The organism is Mycobacterium sp. ST-F2 (genome assembly GCF_001905655.1).
Lineage (GTDB): Bacteria > Actinomycetota > Actinomycetes > Mycobacteriales > Mycobacteriaceae > Mycobacterium.
This window is the reverse complement of sequence record NZ_JMHT01000006.1, coordinates 31,737-48,299: the sequence shown is the minus strand read 5'-3', so window position 1 is coordinate 48,299 and position 16,563 is coordinate 31,737. Positions and strand designations below refer to the sequence as shown.

Sequence of the window (16,563 nt, the reverse complement as noted above, 5' to 3'; positions counted from 1 at the left end):
CCTCCAATCCGAATGGATTGGAGGCTTTTTCGGGTACGGCTACAGCGCGGCCAGGATGTCGTTGACGCGGTCGCGGGCGTCGCCGAACAGCATCTGGCTGTTGTCGCGGAAGAACAGCGGGTTCTGCACGCCGGCGTAGCCGGAGGCCATGGAGCGCTTGAACACGATGACGTTGTTGGCGTTCCACACCGTGAGCACCGGCATGCCGGCGATCGGCGAACCCGGGTCTTCGGAAGCGGCCGGGTTGACGGTGTCGTTGGCGCCGATGACGAGCACGACGTCGGTGTCGTCGAAGTCGTCGTTGATCTCGTCCATCTCCAGGACGATGTCGTAGGGCACCTTGGCCTCGGCCAGCAGCACGTTCATGTGGCCGGGCAGGCGGCCGGCGACGGGGTGGATGCCGAAGCGGACGGTGACGCCCTTCTCGCGCAGCTTGCGGGTCAGGTCGGCGACGCCGTACTGGGCCTGGGCGACGGCCATGCCGTAGCCGGGGGTGATGATCACCGAGCTGGCCGAGGCCAGCAGCTCGGCTGCGCCTTCGGCGGTGATCTCGCGGTGCTCGCCGTAGTCCTTGTCTTCGGCCGGGCCGGCTTCGATGCCGAAGCCACCGGCGATGACGGAGATGAACGACCGGTTCATGGCCTTGCACATGATGTACGACAGGTAGGCACCGGAGGAGCCGACGAGCGCGCCGGTGATGATCAGCAGGTCGTTGGACAGCAGGAAGCCGGAGGCGGCCGCGGCCCAACCGGAGTAGCTGTTGAGCATCGAGACGACGACGGGCATGTCGCCACCGCCGATGGAGGCGACCAGGTGCCAGCCCAGCAGCAGGGCCAGGACGGTGACGCCGACCAGCAGCCACAGGTTCGGCGAGATGACGAACCACACGGTGAGGGCGACGAACAGCACCAGCGAGCCGACGTTGAGGAAGTTCTTGCCCGGCAGCATCAGCGGGGCGGACTTGATCTTGGCAGACAGCTTCAGGTTGGCGACGATCGAACCGGTGAAGGTGACGGCACCGATGAAGACACCGATGAAGACCTCGGCGGAGTGGATGCCGAGCATGCCTTCCTTGGCCAGCTCGAGGGCACCCTGGCCGTCGAGCTCGTGCTCCACGTGCAGGTAGCCGGACCAGCCGACCAGTACCGCGGCCAGACCGACGAAGCTGTGCAGCAGCGCGATCAGTTCGGGCATGCCGGTCATCTCGACGATGCGGGCGCGCCACAGACCGATCGCGGCACCGATGGCCATGGCGCCGACCAGCAGTCCGAGGCCCAGGGGCTCGATCTGCTTGTTGATGGCCAGGACGATGGTGGCGATCAGGGCGACGCCCATGCCGGCCATGCCGAAGGCGTTACCTGCCTTGGAGGTCTCGTGCTTGGAGAGGCCGGCCAGAGCGAGGATGAACAACAGGGCTGCGACGACGTAGGCCGCGTTCGCCACGTTGGTGATGGTTTCTGCGTTGAACATGAATCCGTTCCAAAGGTTTCTGAGGTTCGCAGGCTCTAGCTGCGGGAGAACATGGCCAGCATGCGGCGGGTCACCGCGAAGCCACCGAAGACGTTGATGCTGGCGAGCAGGATCGCGACAGTGGCCAGCGCAGTGATGGGCACATTGCGGTGGCCGACCTGCAGCAGGGCGCCGACGACGATGATGCCGGAGATCGCGTTGGTCACCGACATCAGCGGGGTGTGCAGGGCGTGGTGCACGTGCCCGATGACGTAGTAGCCGATGACGATGGCCAGGGCGAACACCGTCAGGTGCACCTGCAAGGCGGCCGGGGAGGCTGCGATCAGCGCGAACAGCACCGCGGCGGCACCGAAGGTGATGCCCAGGCGACGGCCGGTGGACATCGGCGCCTTGGCCTGCGAGACCACGGGAGCTGCGACGGCTGCCGCTGCGGCCGGGGCGGCCGAGACCTGCACCGGGGGCGGCGGCCAGGTGATCTCGCCGTCGCGGACCACGGTCACGCCGCGCTGCACGACGTCGTCGAAGTCGAGGACGACCTGGCCGTCCTTCTCCGGGGTCAGCAGCTTGAGCAGGTTCACCAGGTTGGTGCCGTACAGCTGTGAGGCTTGGGCGGGCAGGCGCCCGGCCAGGTCGGTGTAACCGATGATGGTCACGCCGTTGTCGGTGACGATGGCCTGGTCCTTGACGGTGCCTTCGACGTTGCCGCCGTTGGCTGCGGCCATGTCGACGATTACCGAGCCGGACTTCATGGAGGCGACCATGTCCGCGGTGATGATCCGGGGCGCGGGACGGCCCGGGATCAGCGCGGTGGTGATGATGATGTCGACGTCCTTGCACTGCTCGGCGTAGAGCTCGGCTTCGCGGGCCTTGTAGTCGTCGTCCATCTCCTTGGCGTAGCCGGTCGCGGAGACTTCGGCTTTGTCGTTGGCGACGGACAGGTACTCACCGCCGAGGGAGGCAACCTGGTCGGCGACCTCGGGACGCGGGTCGGTGGCCCGCACGACGGCACCGAGCGAGCCGGCGGCACCGATCGCGGCCAGGCCGGCGACGCCGGCACCGACGACCAGGACCTTGGCCGGCGGGACCTTGCCCGCGGCGGTGACCTGGCCGGTGAAGAACCGGCCGAACGCGTGCGCGGCTTCGACGACGGCGCGGTAACCGGCGATGTTGGCCATCGAGGACAGCACATCCAGGGACTGGGCGCGCGAAATACGCGGCACCGCGTCCATGGCCAGCACCGTGATCGGGCGGGTGGCGAGTTTCTCGACCAGTTCGGGCTTCAACCCGGGGGAGATCAGGCTGACCAGGGTGGCGCCGTCCTTGAGAGACGCGATCTCCGCATCGTCAGGGGCGTTGACCTTGAGCACGATGTCCGCGGCCCAGGGGGAGCCGACGTCGGCGCCGGCCTCGACATAGGCGGCGTCGGAGAAACTGGACAAGTCGCCCGCGCCGGACTCGACCACTACCGAGTAGCCGAGCTTGATCAGCTGCCCGACAGTTGCAGGAGTGGCGGCAACCCGCGTCTCACCAGCCAGAGACTCGCGGGGAATCCCGATGATCATCGAATTCGATCCGATCTGTGTTGGTTTGCTTGCAAGAGTCTCCCCCATCCACGTCTGGACGGTGCTCTTGCCCCCTATACCAGTTAGCAATCGCTTATAAATTAGCAGTCGCTCATAAACCGACCAAAAGCGCATTGCCTGGGCCGTGCCGGGATATTTCTACGCCATCGGCACGGTTCTGGGCACACAAGATTCCGGCCGGTGGGACGACGTGCGTCGAACACCGGCCGGTGGGTGAAACTTGGATTACACCGGGGGGTACGCCGGGGGCGGGTAGACGCCGCGCAGGCCCCACGGGACCCAGTTGAAGAAGTACTCGACCTCGTCGCTCGCGTCGTAATCCGGGTTCGGATCCATCAGTACCTCCAACCGACCAGCTAGTTACTTCCGAGCTTAGCTGCTGAGCCGCGGTTCCGAGTGGCGGATCGGCTGCCGATATGTCACGGCATAGACTGGCCAACCAGTTGATTGGGTCCCGGGCCACGCGTCCGGCTGCATAGAGTGAGCTGACATGTCCACAGAGTCGTCGACAAAAGGTTCTGCCACGGGGTCGTCCGCGGGCACGGCGGCTGCGTCGAACGGCACGTCGCGGCGCGAGGAATTGCTGGCGGTGGCCGCCAAACTGTTCGCGGCCCGCGGTTACCACGGCACGCGCATGGACGACGTCGCCGACGCCGTCGGGCTCAACAAGGCGACCGTCTACCACTACTACGCCAGCAAGTCGCTGATCCTCTGGGACATCTACAAGTCGACCGCCGACTTCACCGTCGACGCCCTGCACGACGACCCCACCGCTTCGGCGCGCGAGACCATCTTCAACTTCACCCGGCGGCTGCTGACCGGCATCGCCACCGACCTGGAATCGGCGGCGGTGTACTTCCAGGAGGGGCCGTACATCACCGAATGGTTCACCGAGGAGCAGGTCGCCTACATCCGCAAGGCGGAGACCACCGTCTATGAGCACGTCCGCGATGTCATCGACCGCGGGATCGCCAGCGGCGAGTTCAACGACTGCGACTCGCACGTGCTCGCCCTGGGCTACATCGGGATGACGCTGGGCGCCTACCGGTGGTTGCGCCCGCACGGCCGGCGCACGGCCTCCGAGATCGCCGTCGAATTCAGCACAGCACTACTGCGCGGTCTGATCCGCGACGAAACGATCCGCACCGAGGATCCCCTCGGCGGCGGCACATCCCACTGATCAGCGCGCTCGAGAGGTGACCGAGGTCCGATGAAATCCCTGCTGCTGTCCCGCCGAGACCTCGACTTCCTGCTGTATGAGTGGCTCAAGGTCGACGAACTGACCGGTCGCAAGCGGTTCGCCGACCACTCACGCGAGACCTTCGACGGGGTCCTGGACCTCAGTGAGCAACTCGCCGAGCGCTGCTTCGCGCCGCACAACAAGAAGAGCGACGCCAACGAGCCCACCTTCGACGGGCAGACCGTGACGATGGTGCCCGAGGTCAAAGAGGCCTGGGACGCGTTCGTCGGCGCCGATCTGATCGGTATGTCGATGGACGAATCGGTGGGTGGCGCGCAGCTGCCCGCCGTGGTCGCGCAGGCGGCGTTCGCGTGGATCGCCGCGGCCAACGTGTCGACGTCGGGCTACCTGATGCTGACCATCGCCAACGCCAATCTGCTGACCAAGTTCGGCACCCCCGAGCAGATCGAGACCTACGTCAAACCCATGCTGGCAGGCCGCTTTTCGGGCACCATGGCACTCTCGGAGACACAGGCCGGGTCGTCACTGGCCGACGTGGCCACCCGCGCCGAACCGCGCGACGACGGCACCTACCGGCTGTTCGGCTCGAAGATGTGGATTTCGGGCGCCGAACACGAAATGACCGACAACATCGTCAACCTGGTGCTGGCCAAGCTCCCCGGCGGGCCTCCCGGTACGAAGGGCATCTCGCTGTTCATCGTGCCCAAGTTCCTGGTGAACGCCGACGGTTCGATCGGCGAGCGCAACGACGTGGCCATCGCGGGATTGAACCACAAGATGGGGCAGCGCGGCGTCACCAACACCGTGCTGAATTTCGGTGACACGCAATTCAATCCGGGTGGCGAGAACGGCGCCGTCGGTTACCTGGTCGGCGAGCCCCATCGCGGCATCGTCTACATGTTCCAGATGATGAACGAGGCCCGGCTGGCCGTCGGCATGGGCGCGGTGGCGCTCGGCTACACCGGTTACCTCAAGTCGGTGCAGTACGCACGCGAGCGGCCGCAGGGCCGGCCGCTGGACGTCAAGGACCCGACGACGCCCCAGGTGCCCATCGTCGAACACCCCGACGTCCGGCGAATGCTGTTGGCGCAGAAGGCCTATGTCGAAGGTGGCATGGCCCTGGGCCTGTACTGCGCACGGCTGGTCGACCTGCAGCACAGCGCGGAGTCGGACGACGAAGCCGACGCCGCCGGGCTGCTCGTGGACATCCTGACGCCCATCGCCAAGAGCTGGCCATCGCAGTGGTGTCTGGAAGCCAACAACCTGGCGATCCAGGTGCACGGCGGGTACGGCTACACCCGTGAATACGACGTCGAGCAGCACTACCGGGACAACCGGCTGAACCCGATCCACGAGGGCACCAACGGCATCCAGAGCCTGGACCTGTTGGGCCGCAAGGTGACTCAGCGTGGCGGGGCCAGCCTGGCGGCGCTGGGGCGGGTCATCGCTTCGACGGTGGCGACCGCCGACGCGTTGGGCGGGGAGGCCGCTGAACTGGCGGCGGCGCTGGACGCGTCGTGGCAGCGGCTCGTCGCCGTGACGGCCGGCATGTTCGGCTCGGGCGACATTCCTGCCGTGATGGCCAACAGCCACGTCTACCTGGAGGCGTTCGGGCACATCGTGGTGGCGTGGCTGTGGCTCGAGCAGTTCGTCGCTGCCGCCGGTAAGGACGGCGACTTCTACGACGGCAAGCGTCAGGCGACCCGGTACTTCTTCCGTTTCGAATTGCCCAAGACCGCACCGCAATTGGACCTGCTCGAGTCGCTGGACCGCACGACGCTGGAGATGCGGGACGCCTGGTTCTAACGCGAGCAGTTGAGCGTGCGTCCGCGCTGCCCGCTACTCGAGTTTTCTCTGCGCTGACGCACGGTCAACCGGTTCAAAACTCAACGATCTGGCGTACCGCGCGGCCGTCGGCCAGGGCGTCCATGCCGGCGTTGATGTCGTCCAGGGCGATGGTGTCGGACACCAGTTTCTCGACCGGGAGCCGTCCCGCCCGCCACAGCTCGACGAAGCGCGGGATGTCGCGCGACGGTACCGACGACCCCAGGTAGCTGCCGATCAGCGACCGGCCGTCGGCGACCAAAGCCAACGGCGACAACGAGATTCGCGCATCGGGATGGGGCAGGCCGACGGTGATGGTCCTACCGCCGGGCGCGGTCATGCCGACGGCGGTTTCGAGTGCCGCGGGGTGGCCGGCAGCTTCGATCACCACATCGGCCTTGATGTCTCCGGGGTCGGTGACGGCGTCGTGCGCGCCGAGCGCGCGTGCCTGCTCGAGCTTGTCGGTCAGCCGGTCCACCGCGACGACGCGGACGTCGTCATGCGCCAGGGCCGTGAGCATCGCGGCCATGCCGACCCCGCCCATGCCCACGATCGCCACCGTCTGGCCGGGTTTCGGCTGCCCGGCGTTGAGTACCGCTCCGCCACCGGTCAGCACCGCGCAGCCGAGGAGCGAGGCGACCACCGGCGGGACATCGGCGTCCACCGGCACGACCGAACGACGGTCCACCACGGCGTGCGTCGCGAACGCGGACACCCCGAGGTGATGCAGAACTGTTGTACCGCTTCGGGATAGCCGCGTCTCACCGCCGAGCAGCGTGCCCGCGCCGTTGGCGGCGCTGCCCGGGATGCAGGGCGCCAGACCGTCCGTCGCGCAGGACCGGCACTGGCCGCAGCGCGGCAGGAACGTCATGACCACCCGCTGGCCGACGGCCAAATCCGAAGTCCCCTGTTCGACGATTCCGGCCGCTTCGTGACCGAGCAGCATCGGTACCGGGCGGACCCGGTTGCCGTCGACCACCGACAGGTCGGAATGGCACAGCCCGGCTGCTTCGATGCGGACCAGCAGCTCGCCATCGCCCGGGGCATCCAGGTCCAGTTCGCTGATGGTGAGCGGCTTTGATTCGGCGTACGGGCGGGCCCGCCCGATCTCCTCGAGTACGGCACCGCGAATCAACATGTCACCAGCCTGACAGACTGGCCGGCATGGAGCAGGCACTGACCACCGCAGAGTTTCCGGTGCACTGGCCCGTGCAGACCCGCTGGACCGACAACGACATGTTCGGCCACCTCAACAACGCGGTCTACTACGAGCTGTTCGATACGGCGATCAACGCGTGGATCAACACCACGTGCGACGTCGACCCGGTGGCCGCGCCGTGGCTCGGGGTGGTGGCCGAATCCGGCTGCCGGTACTTCGCCGAGCTGAAGTTCCCGTCGCAACTGGTCGTCGGGCTGGCGGTGACCCGGTTGGGCAACAGCAGCGTCACCTACCGCACCGGGTTGTGGGCGGACGGGGACCATAACCCTGCGGCGGTCGGTTCCTGGGTGCACGTCTACGTCGACCGCGATGCTCGTCGTCCCGTCCCGATCCCGGCTCCGATCCGGGAACTGCTGGAGACCGCCGTCGTCAGCTGACTCCGCGGTGGCGGCATCGGTCACTCGCACAAATGCGCCCTACGCGCAGGGTCAAGGGCCGGGCAGGCGCCGTACAGGTTGAGCCTGTATCCAGGGCGGGAAATGTCGAGAGCCGGGCGCCGTCAGTACAGGGTCAACGGAGACACGTGCGGGACCAACGCAATATCGGCCTCGATATGCTTCGGCCCATGCCGATCGTGAGCAAGACCGTCGAGGTGGCCGCACCCGCTGCGCAGATCCTGGGGATCGTCGCCGACTTCGAGGCCTACCCGCAGTGGAACGAAGAGGTCACCGGCTGCTGGATCCTGCACCGCTACGAGGACGGCCGGCCCAGCCAGCTCCGCCTGGACACCAAGATTCAGGGCATGGACGGCTCGTACATCCAGGCCGTCTACTACCCGGGCGACGGTCAGATCCAGACCGTCATGCAGCAGGGCAACCTGTTCTCCAAGCAGGAGCAGCTGTTCTCCGTGGTCGACCTCGGGGCGAGCGCCCTGCTGACCGTCGACATGGACGTCGAGGTCGACATGCCGGGTATCCCGGCCATGATGGTCAAGAAGGTCGTCAATGACGCGCTGGATCACCTGGCCGGCAACCTGAAGACGCGCGCCGAGCAGCTCGCCGCCAACTAAGCAGGCCACAACCCGAGTTCGTCGAGACGCCCCGTCAGGCGTTCGGCGGCGTCATCGAACTGCTGGCGCGTCTGTCGCACGACTTCGTCGATGTTCTTGTCCCGCAAGGCCGCAATCAGTTCGCGGTGATTGGCCACGGCCGCCTCACCCCACTGCGGGTCGGCGGCGTAGATGCGCACCGGTAGATACCGCGCCGCGTTGAGTAGGAACCAGGCCAGCTTGGTCCGGCCCGCGGCGCGGTTGAACTCCCGGTGGAACAGGAACTCCGCCAGGGCGATCGCGTCGGCGTCGCCGGTCGCGACGGCCTCCGCCAGTTGGTCGGTGAGCCGGTCGAGTTCGACGATGACGGGTTCGGTGATCCGCCGGGCCGCGGTCGCGGCGATCTCGGTGGCGATGGTGGCCTGCAGCCAGAAGATGTCGTCGATGTCGTCGCGGGTGAAGGCCGACACGACGTGGCCGCGGTTGGGTTCGAGCTGGACCATGCCCTCGCCCCGCAGGGTGCGCAGCGCCTCGCGGACCGGCGTGATGCTCACGCCGAGTGCGGCGGCGGTTTCGTCGAGCCGCACGAACGTGCCGGGCCGCAGGGTGCCCGACATGATCGCTGTCCGGAGATGGCCGGCCACCTCGTCGGACAGCTGTTCCCGCCGGCGCAGACCGGGCAGCGATTGAGCCGAGGCGTTCACGGCAGTCCTTCTTGTCGGCGGGGTAGGGGCCACCCGGAGGTTGTCCCGCTGGTGTGGGCGTCATATTGTGACGGCGGCAACACTATATTTGATCAAATATCAGCATCGTTTGTCGTGATCCCGTCATTTCCGCTGCGATGCCGATCGAGACACAGGAGCAGACCGTGTCATCCGCAGCACTCCAGCAGCCCTATCTGGCCCGTCGACAGAACTGGACCACGCACCTCGCCCGGCACGCCCTCATGCAGCCGGACGCCACCGCGCTGCGCTTCGTCGGTCAGACGGTCACCTGGGGTGAGCTGCAGCGACGCGTCACCAAACTCGCGGGCGCGCTGAGCCGTCGAGGGGTCGGCTTCGGCGACCGCGTGCTGATCCTGATGCTGAACCGCACCGAATATGTCGAGGCATTCCTGGCGGCGAATGTGCTCGGTGCCATCGCGGTACCGGTCAACTTCCGCATGACGCCGCCCGAGATCGCCTACCTGGTCCGGGACTGCGACCCCAAAGCCGTGATCACCGAACAGGTGCTGGCCCCTGTCGCCACCGCGGTGCGGGAATTGGAGCCGTCGCTGGGCGTAGTGATCGTCGCCGGTGGCGCGTCCGAGGGTGACGTCCTGGGCTACGAGGACGTGCTCGCCGAGGCCGGCGACCCGCCTGCCCCTGTCGACATCCCCGAAGACACACCCGCACTGATCATGTACACCTCGGGTACCACCGGATATCCCAAGGGCGCCGTGCTGACGCACGTCAACATCATGGGCCAGGGTATGACCGGCTTGTTCACCATCGCGCCGGACATCAACAACGACGTCGGCTTCATCGGCGTCCCCTTCTTCCACATCGCCGGCATCGGCAACATGATCGGCGGCCTGCTCCTGGGTCTGCCCACGGTCATCTACCCGCTCGGCGCGTTCGATCCCGGCGCACTGCTCGACGTGTTGGCGGCCGAGGGCGTCTCGTCGATCTTCCTGGTTCCGGCGCAGTGGCAGGCGGTGTGCGCGGCGCAGCAGGCCAAGCCGCGCGACGTGAAATTGCGTGTTCTTTCCTGGGGTGCGGCACCCGCTTCGGACACTCTTCTGAGGGAGATGGCGTCGACGTTCCCGGGCACGCAGATCTTTGCTGCGTTCGGTCAGACCGAAATGTCGCCGGTGACGTGCATGCTGCTGAGCCAGGACGCGCTGCGGAAGCTCGGGTCGGTCGGCCGGGTCATCCCGACCGTGGCCGCCCGGGTCGTCGACGACAACATGAACGACGTCCCGGTAGGCGAGGTCGGCGAGATCGTCTACCGTGCGCCCACCCTCATGGCGGGGTACTGGAACAACCCGAAGGCGACGGCCGAGGCATTCGCCGGCGGTTGGTTCCACTCCGGTGACTTGGTTCGCCAAGACGAAGAGGGTTACATCTGGGTCGTCGATCGTAAAAAGGACATGATTATTTCCGGCGGCGAAAATATTTACTGTGCAGAAGTAGAGAACATTCTGGCCGCGCACCCATCGATTACCGAAGTTGCGGTGATCGGCCGTCCGTATGAAAAGTGGGGCGAGGTCCCGGTCGCCGTCGTTGCTGTGACGGCCAATGTGAACGCTGAACTCGAAAGTGCCCTGACCCTGGCAGATCTCGACGATTTCCTGACCGAACGGCTCGCGCGCTACAAGCACCCGAAAGCGCTGGAAATTGTCGACGCATTGCCACGAAATCCTTCTGGCAAGGTCCTTAAAACGGAACTCCGAGAGCGGTTCGGTGATACAAGTGTGTCGTGAGCGCGGCAAGTGACGTCGCGCTGAGAAATTCGACCACTTGAGTGGAGGGCGGATGGGCCCATGTCGCGTTTGCTGAAACTGAACGCAATTATCCCTCAGTTGGGTCACGTGGTACGCGGTGTATCGGGTACAGTCCTGTGGTCCGTCTTACTACTCGGGAGTAGCGAGACAGAAATCACTCAGTTTGTGCTACTGGCTAAGGAGGGGACGTGCCACGCGTGACGCCGCGGAACGGCCGCTTTCCGGAAGGGAAGGCTGATCGGTGACAGCCTCTGACAACTCCCTGGTCGGGTATCTCAAGGAGCAGCTCGACAAGCCATTCACCAAGGTGGGTGGCTTCGTCAAGATGTGCATCCTCACCTTCAAGGCGCTGGTCTCGCGGCCATTCCAGTGGAAGGAGTTCATCCTTCAGTGCTGGTTCCTGATCCGGGTGGCATTCCTGCCCACCCTGGCGGTCTCCATCCCGCTGACGGTGCTCATCATCTTCACGCTGAACATCCTGCTCGGTGAGTTCGGCGCGGCCGACATCTCAGGCGCCGGTGCGGCCCTCGGTGCTGTCACCCAGCTGGGGCCACTGGTGACGGTGCTGGTGGTGGCCGGCGCCGGGTCGACGGCCATCTGCGCTGACCTCGGAGCCCGGACCGTGCGTGAAGAGATCGATGCCATGGAGGTGCTGGGCATCGACCCCATCGAGCGCCTGGTCGTGCCCCGTGTGGTCGCCTCCACGTTCGTGGCCTTCATGCTCAACGGCGCGGTGATCATCATCGGTCTGGTCGGTGGCTACTTCTTCGGCGTGTACATCCAGAACGTCAACGCCGGCGCCTACGTCTCGACTCTCACCCTGCTGACCGGCTTCCCCGAAGTGGTCATCTCCGTCCTCAAGGCCACCATCTTCGGCCTGATCGCCGGCTTGGTCGGCTGCTACCGCGGGCTGACCGTGGCGGGTGGTTCGAAGGGTGTGGGCACGGCGGTGAACGAAACGCTGGTGCTCTGCGTCATCGCTCTGTTCGCGGTCAACGTGGTTCTCACCACGATCGGTATCAAATTCGGAACGCAGGCCGGGTAGCGCATGAGTACAGCGACAGTTTTGCAGGGACGGTTCCCCCGCGTCTTCTCCCGTGTCAAGGACTTCGGCGCTGCGCCGAGCCGGATGCTCGCCAGCATGGGCCACGTCGGTGTCTTCGTCGGGTCGGCCGTCGGGCATATCCCGCATTGCCTGCGGTACTACCGCAAAGAGGTGCTGCGGCTGATCGCCGAGGTCGGCATGGGCACCGGCGCCATGGCTGTCATCGGTGGCACCGTCGCCATCATCGGCTTCGTCACCCTGGCGGCGGGCTCCCTGATCGCCATCCAGGGCTTCGCCTCGCTGGGCAACATCGGTGTCGCCGCCTTCACCGGCTTCTTCGCCGCACTGGCGAACATCCGCGTCGTCGCACCGGTGGTCAGCGGCACCGCGCTGGCAGCCACGGTCGGCGCAGGCGCCACCGCCGAGCTCGGCGCGATGCGCATCAGCGAAGAGGTCGACGCCCTGGAGGTCATGGGGGTCAAGTCCCTGTCCTTCCTGGTCTCGACCCGCCTGGTCGCCGGCATGGTCGTCATCATTCCGCTGTACGCCTTGGCCCTGCTGCTGTCGTTCTTGTCGGCGCAGCTGGTCACCACGCTCGTCTACGGGCAGTCGGTGGGTACGTACGAGCACTACTTCCACACGTTCCTGCGCGTCGACGACGTGATGTGGTCCTTCCTCGAGGTCATCATCATGTCGATGGTGGTGCTGCTCAACCACGCGTACTTCGGCTACTACGCCAGCGGCGGTGCCGTCGGCGTGGGTGAGGCCGTGGGCCGGTCGATGCGTACGTCGCTGATCTCCAACGTGGTTGTCGTCCTGCTCTTCTCGTTGGCGCTGTACGGCACCGACCCGAACTTCAACCTGACGGTGTGACGCGATGACGAATCCACAAGCAACGCCTCCTGTCGCCGAGGGTCAGGTCCACGCACCGCTCAACAAGGACCGCACCCCGCCGTACCTGATCGTCGGCGTCATCTTCGCGGTGATCTCCGCCCTCGTTCTCGTGATGGTCTGGTTCCAGTTCCGCGGTTACTTCGACACCAAGGCCAAGCTGTACGTGGTGTCGCCCCGGTCCGGACTGTCCATGGACCCCGGTTCGAAGGTCACCTACAACGGCGTGCCCATCGGCCGCGTGAAGGAGATCGACGTCGTCGGCAAGGAAGACGACACGAAAGCTCGACTGCAGCTCGACGTCGACCCGAAGTACCTCCCTCTGCTGCCCAAGAACGTCAACACCAAGCTGCTGGCCACCACGGTCTTCGGTAGCAAGTACGTCTCGTTCACCTCGCCGTCGGATCCCGAGAGCGCGCGGATCAAGAACGGCGACACCATCGACGTCTCCAAGTGCTCGCCGCCGACGCCGGCCACGGCCTGCGTCACCACGGAGCTCAACACCCTGTTCGAGACGATCACCGCGATCTCCGAGCAGGTCGACCCGATCAAGCTGAACGCCACCCTGACCGCTGCCGCGCAGGCGCTCGACGGCCTCGGTGACAAGTTCGGGCAATCGCTGGTCAACGGCAATACCATCCTGGCCGACCTGAACCAGCGGATGCCGAACATCCGGCACGACACCAAGGCCCTCGCCGATCTGACAGAGGTCTACTCGAAGGCTTCGCCGGATCTGTGGGACGGCCTGAAGAACGCCGTGACCACCGAGCGCACCTTGAATGATCAGCGCGGCACCATCGACCAGGCGCTGATGTCGGCCGTCGGGTTCGGTAACACCGGTGGCGACATCCTCGAGCGCGGTGGCCCGTACCTGGTCCGCGGCGCGCAGGACCTGCTGCCGACCTCGGCGCTGCTGAACAAGTACGCCCCCGAGCTCGACTGCCTGGTCCGCGGCTTCGCCGCGGGTGCGCCGGCCGCGGCCAAGCGCCTGGGCGGCAACGGGTACTCGCTGGCGATGCACACCGAACTGGTCGGCAGCGCCAACCCCTACGTGTATCCGGATAATCTGCCGCGCGTCAACGCTTCCGGCGGTCCGATGGGTCGCCCAGGGTGCTGGACGGTCACCAAGGACATTTGGCCGATGCCCTACATGGTGATGGACACCGGCGCGTCGATCGCGCCGTACAACCACTTCGGCCTGGGCTCGCCGTTCGCGTCCGAATACGTCTGGGGCCGTCAAGACGGGGAGAACACGATCAACCCATGAGCATCAAGGGCACGGCGATCAAACTCGCCATCTTCTCCGCGGTCCTGCTGGCCTTCACAGCAGGCATCTTCATCGTCTTCGGTCAGTTCCGGTTCAGCCGGACCAATGAGTTCTCGGCGATCTTCACCAACAGCAGCGGTCTGAAGGCCGATCAGTTCGTGCGCGCCAACGGCGTCGAGGTCGGCAAGGTCACCGACGTCGAATTGATCGACGGTGGCAGCAAATCGCGGGTGAAGTTCAGCGTCGACAAGTCACTATCGCTGTACCAGGGGACCACGGCGCACATCCGCTACCTGGATCTGATCGGCAACCGGTACCTGGACCTGCGCCGCGGTGACAGCAACCAGGTACTGGCCCCCGGGGGGACCATCCCGGTCGACCGCACCGAGCCGGCCCTGGACCTGGATGCTCTCGTCGGTGGCTTCCGACCCCTGTTCCGGTCGCTGGATCCGCAGAAGGTCAACACCATCGCCTCGTCGCTCGTCACGATCTTCCAGGGCGAGGGCGGCACCATCAACAACATCCTCGATCAGACGGCCTCGTTCTCGTCGACCATCGGCGAGCAGGATCAGGCCATCGGTGAGGTGATCAAGAACCTCAACACGGTGCTCGACACCACGGTCAAGCACCAGAAGCAGTTCGACGACACGTTGAAGAACTTCGAGTCGCTCGTGACGGGGTTGAAGAACCGCGCCGACCCGATCGCCGACTCGGTCGCCAGCATCAGCAACGGCGCCGGCTCGCTCGCCGATCTGCTGGGCGACAACCGCGAGCTGCTGCACAGCACGCTCGGCTACCTGGAGACCACACAGCAGTCGCTGGTCGACCAGAAGGAACAGCTCAACGACACGTTGCAGAAGGTGCCGCAGGCACTGAAGATCCTGGGTCGTTCCGGCGGCGTCTACGGCGACTTCTTCAACTTCTATGTCTGCGACATCGAGTTGAAGATGAACGGTCTGCAGCCGGGTGGACCCGTGCGCACAGTCAAGCTCACCAACCAGCCGTCCGGAAGGTGCACGCCGAAGTGAGGTCCATAGAAGGATCCGACCGGGTCCGCAGAGGCGCGATGGGTCTGGCGGCCGTCGTGCTCGTCACGGCAGTGGGTGCGTCCGTCACCAAGGTGCCGATGCTGTTTGCGTCGCCCACGTACTACGGCCAGTTCAGCGATACCGGCGGCCTGATGGTCGGCGACTACGTCCGCATCGACGGCGTCAACGTCGGCACGGTCAAGGACATGGACATCGACCGCGACAAGGTGATCATCGGTTTCGATATCGGCACCAACACGATCGGCACGGACAGCCGTGCGCTGATCAAGACCGAGACGATCCTGGGCCGCAAGGCCATCGAGATCGAGGCCAAGGGCACCCATAAGCTGCCGCCGCGCGGCACCTTGCCGCTGAGCCAGACCTCCACGCCGTATCAGATCTACGACGCGATCTTCGACGTCACCCGGGCGTCGCAAGGCTGGGACACCAAGACCATCAAGGAATCGCTGAACGTGCTGTCTGAGACAGTCGATCAGACGTCACCGCACCTGAGCGCCGCACTCGAGGGCGTGCAGAAGCTGTCCGAGACCATCGGCAAGCGTGACGACCAGGTCCGCGCCCTGCTCGGCAACGCCAACAAGATCGCCACCATCCTCGGCGACCGCAGTGGCCAGGTGAACGCGCTGCTGGTCAATGCCCAGACGCTGCTGCATGCGTTGAACCAGCGCGGCGAGGCCATCGGCCTGCTGCTGGAGCGGGTCTCGCGGGTGTCGCACCAGCTGAAGGCGACCATCGACGAGAACCCGAACATCAACCACGTCCTGGAGCAGCTGCGGACCATCAGCGACATCCTCGTCGCCCGTAAGCAGGACCTGTCCGACGCCCTGGTGTCGGCCGGTAAGTTCGTGGCCTCGCTGTCCGAGGCCATCGCTTCGGGCCCGTACTTCAAGACCATGGTCGCGAACATCCTGCCGCCGCAGCTGATGCAGCCGTTCGTGGACGCCGCGTTCAAGAAGCGCGGACTGAACCCCGAAGACTTCTGGCGCAGTGCCGGTCTGCCGGAGGCGCAGTGGCCGGATCCCAATGGCACGCGCTTCGCCAACGGTGCGCCGCCGCCGGCCCCGCCGAAGCTCGAAGGCACGCCGGAGCATCCCGGACCCGCGGTGCCTCCCGGTTCGCCGTGCTCGTACACGCCGGGAGCCGGTGCCGACCCGTCGCCGGCCGACCCGCTGCCGTGCTCGCACCTCAGCGTCGGTCCGTTCGGTGGGCCCGACTATGCCCCGCCGAATGTCGTCCCGTCGGCGCCGAACCCGGCCGGCGTTCCCACCGGCCCGGGTGTGCCGTCGGCCGCCTTCCCGGGACAACCGGCGGAGAACGTGCCCGGTACGCCGGTGCCGTTGCCGCCCGCACCCGTCGGTGCCCGGACGGTTCCGCTGACGCCGCAGCCCGGCGACAGCGACATCGCTCCCGGATTCGCTCCGATTCCCGGGCCGCTGATCGCGCCGCCGGCGCCGCCGGGACCTGGTCCCAGCGCCGGTCCGGCAGGCACCGCGCCGCTGCCGGGTAACCCGCCGTTCCTCCCGCCAGGGTCGCAAGGATAG

The 16,563-nt window shown here is 66.0% G+C and carries 15 protein-coding genes; 10 read left to right on the top strand and 5 right to left on the bottom strand.

What is annotated here, in order from left to right; all coding sequences use genetic code 11:
- Positions 1-39: 39 nt before the first annotated feature.
- From pntB to EB75_RS30245, 3 genes are all read right to left on the bottom strand, one after another.
- Positions 40-1,470, bottom strand: coding sequence for a Re/Si-specific NAD(P)(+) transhydrogenase subunit beta (gene pntB / locus EB75_RS03080; protein WP_073694014.1), 1,431 nt, complete (start codon positions 1,468-1,470; stop codon positions 40-42).
- Positions 1,471-1,505: 35 nt separating this feature from the next.
- Positions 1,506-3,032: a Re/Si-specific NAD(P)(+) transhydrogenase subunit alpha gene (locus tag EB75_RS03075; protein WP_073694013.1), complete on the bottom strand. Its 1,527-nt coding sequence runs from the start codon at positions 3,030-3,032 to the stop codon at positions 1,506-1,508.
- Positions 3,033-3,278: 246 nt separating this feature from the next.
- Entirely contained in the window at positions 3,279-3,392 is a 114-nt protein-coding gene (locus tag EB75_RS30245) for a hypothetical protein (RefSeq protein WP_502689332.1), read from the bottom strand.
- A 151-nt stretch (positions 3,393-3,543) separates the two neighbouring features.
- Between EB75_RS30245 and EB75_RS03070 the strand changes: the two genes are divergently transcribed.
- On the top strand, positions 3,544-4,233 hold the full coding sequence (locus tag EB75_RS03070; protein WP_073694012.1) for a TetR/AcrR family transcriptional regulator: 690 nt from the start codon (positions 3,544-3,546) through the stop codon (positions 4,231-4,233).
- Between the two features lie 30 nt (positions 4,234-4,263).
- The gene (locus EB75_RS03065) at positions 4,264-6,060 is read left to right on the top strand and encodes an acyl-CoA dehydrogenase (protein WP_073694011.1); all 1,797 of its coding nucleotides are present in this window, start codon (positions 4,264-4,266) and stop codon (positions 6,058-6,060) included.
- Between the two features lie 73 nt (positions 6,061-6,133).
- Here the strand turns inward: EB75_RS03065 and EB75_RS03060 are convergent, their stop codons facing one another.
- Positions 6,134-7,216 carry an alcohol dehydrogenase catalytic domain-containing protein gene (locus EB75_RS03060; protein WP_073694010.1) on the bottom strand — a complete coding sequence of 361 codons (1,083 nt, stop codon included), beginning with the start codon at positions 7,214-7,216 and terminating at the stop codon, positions 6,134-6,136.
- A gap of 26 nt (positions 7,217-7,242) precedes the next feature.
- On the opposite strand from EB75_RS03060, the gene EB75_RS03055 reads away from it, so the two are divergent.
- Both EB75_RS03055 and EB75_RS03050 read left to right on the top strand, forming a co-directional pair.
- Positions 7,243-7,674 (top strand): acyl-CoA thioesterase, encoded by a 432-nt coding sequence (locus EB75_RS03055; RefSeq protein ID WP_073694009.1) that lies wholly within the window; start codon positions 7,243-7,245, stop codon positions 7,672-7,674.
- A 188-nt stretch (positions 7,675-7,862) separates the two neighbouring features.
- A complete protein-coding gene (locus EB75_RS03050; protein ID WP_073694008.1) occupies positions 7,863-8,306 on the top strand; it encodes an SRPBCC family protein in 444 nt (147 codons plus the stop codon).
- Here the strand turns inward: EB75_RS03050 and EB75_RS03045 are convergent.
- The gene (locus EB75_RS03045) at positions 8,303-8,989 is read right to left on the bottom strand and encodes a GntR family transcriptional regulator (RefSeq protein WP_083611924.1); all 687 of its coding nucleotides are present in this window, start codon (positions 8,987-8,989) and stop codon (positions 8,303-8,305) included. The genes EB75_RS03050 and EB75_RS03045 overlap by 4 nt on opposite strands.
- 137 nt (positions 8,990-9,126) lie before the next feature.
- On the opposite strand from EB75_RS03045, the gene fadD5 reads away from it, so the two are divergent.
- From fadD5 to EB75_RS03015, 6 genes are all read left to right on the top strand, one after another.
- Entirely contained in the window at positions 9,127-10,749 is a 1,623-nt protein-coding gene (gene fadD5 / locus EB75_RS03040) for a fatty-acid--CoA ligase FadD5 (RefSeq protein ID WP_073694006.1), read from the top strand.
- A 346-nt stretch (positions 10,750-11,095) separates the two neighbouring features.
- Positions 11,096-11,815, top strand: a complete 720-nt coding sequence (locus tag EB75_RS03035) for an MlaE family ABC transporter permease (RefSeq protein WP_502689331.1) — start codon at positions 11,096-11,098, stop codon at positions 11,813-11,815.
- An 84-nt stretch (positions 11,816-11,899) separates the two neighbouring features.
- Positions 11,900-12,688, top strand: coding sequence for an MlaE family ABC transporter permease (locus EB75_RS03030; RefSeq protein ID WP_502689330.1), 789 nt, complete (start codon positions 11,900-11,902; stop codon positions 12,686-12,688).
- Between the two features lie 4 nt (positions 12,689-12,692).
- The gene (locus EB75_RS03025; protein WP_064858564.1) at positions 12,693-13,973 is read left to right on the top strand and encodes an MCE family protein; all 1,281 of its coding nucleotides are present in this window, start codon (positions 12,693-12,695) and stop codon (positions 13,971-13,973) included.
- The gene (locus EB75_RS03020) at positions 13,970-15,001 is read left to right on the top strand and encodes an MCE family protein (protein WP_064858563.1); all 1,032 of its coding nucleotides are present in this window, start codon (positions 13,970-13,972) and stop codon (positions 14,999-15,001) included. The genes EB75_RS03025 and EB75_RS03020 overlap by 4 nt, the downstream gene beginning before the upstream one ends.
- Positions 14,998-16,563: an MCE family protein gene (locus tag EB75_RS03015; RefSeq protein WP_064858618.1), complete on the top strand. Its 1,566-nt coding sequence runs from the start codon at positions 14,998-15,000 to the stop codon at positions 16,561-16,563. Before EB75_RS03020 ends, EB75_RS03015 begins: the two co-directional genes overlap by 4 nt.

Bases quoted from the DNA above. Each gene is read 5' to 3' on its own strand.
- pntB (WP_073694014.1), bottom strand. From the start codon at position 1,470: ATGTTCAACGCAGAAACCATCACCAACGTGGCGAACGCGGCCTACGTC.
- EB75_RS03075 (WP_073694013.1), bottom strand. From the start codon at position 3,032: ATGATCATCGGGATTCCCCGCGAGTCTCTGGCTGGTGAGACGCGGGTT.
- EB75_RS03070 (WP_073694012.1), top strand. From the start codon at position 3,544: ATGTCCACAGAGTCGTCGACAAAAGGTTCTGCCACGGGGTCGTCCGCG.
- EB75_RS03065 (WP_073694011.1), top strand. From the start codon at position 4,264: ATGAAATCCCTGCTGCTGTCCCGCCGAGACCTCGACTTCCTGCTGTAT.
- EB75_RS03060 (WP_073694010.1), bottom strand. From the start codon at position 7,216: ATGTTGATTCGCGGTGCCGTACTCGAGGAGATCGGGCGGGCCCGCCCG.
- EB75_RS03055 (WP_073694009.1), top strand. From the start codon at position 7,243: ATGGAGCAGGCACTGACCACCGCAGAGTTTCCGGTGCACTGGCCCGTG.
- EB75_RS03050 (WP_073694008.1), top strand. From the start codon at position 7,863: ATGCCGATCGTGAGCAAGACCGTCGAGGTGGCCGCACCCGCTGCGCAG.
- fadD5 (WP_073694006.1), top strand. From the start codon at position 9,127: ATGCCGATCGAGACACAGGAGCAGACCGTGTCATCCGCAGCACTCCAG.
- EB75_RS03035 (WP_502689331.1), top strand. From the start codon at position 11,096: ATGTGCATCCTCACCTTCAAGGCGCTGGTCTCGCGGCCATTCCAGTGG.
- EB75_RS03030 (WP_502689330.1), top strand. From the start codon at position 11,900: ATGCTCGCCAGCATGGGCCACGTCGGTGTCTTCGTCGGGTCGGCCGTC.
- EB75_RS03025 (WP_064858564.1), top strand. From the start codon at position 12,693: ATGACGAATCCACAAGCAACGCCTCCTGTCGCCGAGGGTCAGGTCCAC.
- EB75_RS03020 (WP_064858563.1), top strand. From the start codon at position 13,970: ATGAGCATCAAGGGCACGGCGATCAAACTCGCCATCTTCTCCGCGGTC.